The 1,663-nt window shown below is 56.5% G+C and carries 1 protein-coding gene; it reads left to right on the top strand.

The genetic code is table 11. The annotated features are described in order from the left end of the window. Positions 1-317 precede the first annotated feature (317 nt). Positions 318-1,595: an outer membrane beta-barrel family protein gene (locus IL54_RS06815; protein ID WP_076605470.1), complete on the top strand. Its 1,278-nt coding sequence runs from the start codon at positions 318-320 to the stop codon at positions 1,593-1,595. Positions 1,596-1,663 lie beyond the last annotated feature (68 nt).

Below are 1,663 nucleotides of genomic sequence, written 5' to 3'. Positions count from 1 at the left end.
TTGGATCACTGACGTGGCTTGATGCACGAGTGGCGCGGATTGAATGACCGCTCTCCACCACTTTTTGCCATTCCGGAATGGCCCGCGGCCTTGAGGCGTGCTGCCTTATGTAGGTTTTCTGTTCCGTTGCTACTCAACCCCCGGATAGCGGCGCGCCCACAGTCAACCGCCAGACCGGGCGGTTTACCTATGATGGCACTGTTGGACGTCTCAGCGGTAAGGCATCCTACAAGCTGGACTCAAAAACGAGCATTTCAGCACAGCTGGGCGGCGGCGGCGGGCACGATATCGTTACGGACAAGGTCAATTATCTTGCTGTGACCCCGGATTTCTCACCGTTCTCAGAGCATCGCCGCCTCAGCAGTGTCGCAAGCTTCGTTACTGGAGAATTGAACCTCGACCACGCGGGCGCGCGAGAAGGTGAAGCTCTCAACGCGGCTGTCCAGTTTTACACCAACCCGGGCGTGCACGACGTTACCAATGCCCGGTTCAGTGATGGGCGCCGTTACCGGATCGACCTGCAAAAACCCTCGACGTCGATCGATATGCAAATCGACTGGAAACATCCCATGGCTCCAGGACAGATCCTTTCGATGGGCAGCGCCTGGCATCTTGACGACACGACGCAGCACTATCGGTTCATCAGTAACGACAGCACCGGCTCGTTCGGCTCCGACATGAACGATGCGTACGATGCGCGCAGCGGCACATTTTCCGCCTATGCCTCGTTTCAGCAAACATTTGGCTCCTTGACGATCGCACCGGGCCTGCGCGGTGAAGCCAACCGGCGCCGAATTTCTAGTCATGGTGCCGACGATATCCGTATCAACCGGGCTAACTTTTTTCCAAGCTTTCATGCCAGTTACAAGCTCAACAAACAGCTGCAGTTCGGGGCCAGCTTCAGCAAGCGGATAGACAGGGTTCCGCTGGAATATCTGCGGCCCTACGGAACGGTCGAGGATGCCTACACCCTCTTCGAAGGGAACCCCCATCTCAAGGACCAGAGCACAAACGCCTATGAGGCCAGTGTGCAGTTTCGGCCCGGCAAGGTCGAAGCGGGGGCCACCGTCTACTTGCGCGAGACCCGCCAGCTTTGGAGTAAGAATTATCTGGTCAATGCCGCCGGCACCAGCGTTTACAACTACGTAAATTCGGGGAATAGCTGGAACAGCGGCGCGCAATTCGACCTCAGCTTCCCTATCGTCCCTCGGCTCAAGGCAAGCACCAGCGCCAATCTTTTCAACGAACGTACACCGATCGATACGACAGATGGACGAGGCACCCAGCGGACATTTCGCTACTCGACAAACGCGACGTTCGAATGGAATGGCAAGGATCGAGGCAGTGTACCCGGCGATGTGGCGCAGTTGCAGTGGTCATACAACAGCCCCTCTCGAGAATATCAAATCCGCAAGTCATCCTGGTTCGATCTCAGTGCCTCATACACGCATAGTCTGGATCGAACGCTCTCGCTCTCGGGGACATTTCGCTATTCAGGCCGCACAAACCAGCGTCTGATTGCGCCATCGGTAGAGGAAATTTCCTCGCGTCAAAGAACGCCCGAGGTCCAGCTGAAATTGCAAAAGACGCTGTAAAACGGGACGCCGGAGAGAAGGTGTTCGAAATCGTATGCAAAGCCCTTGCCGGGCGAAACGGCAAGAAT

Source organism: Sphingobium sp. ba1 (genome assembly GCF_000743655.1).
Taxonomy (GTDB): Bacteria; Pseudomonadota; Alphaproteobacteria; order Sphingomonadales; family Sphingomonadaceae; genus Sphingobium.
Note: the sequence above shows the minus strand (reverse complement) of the source record. Positions and strands in the feature narration are given on the sequence as shown.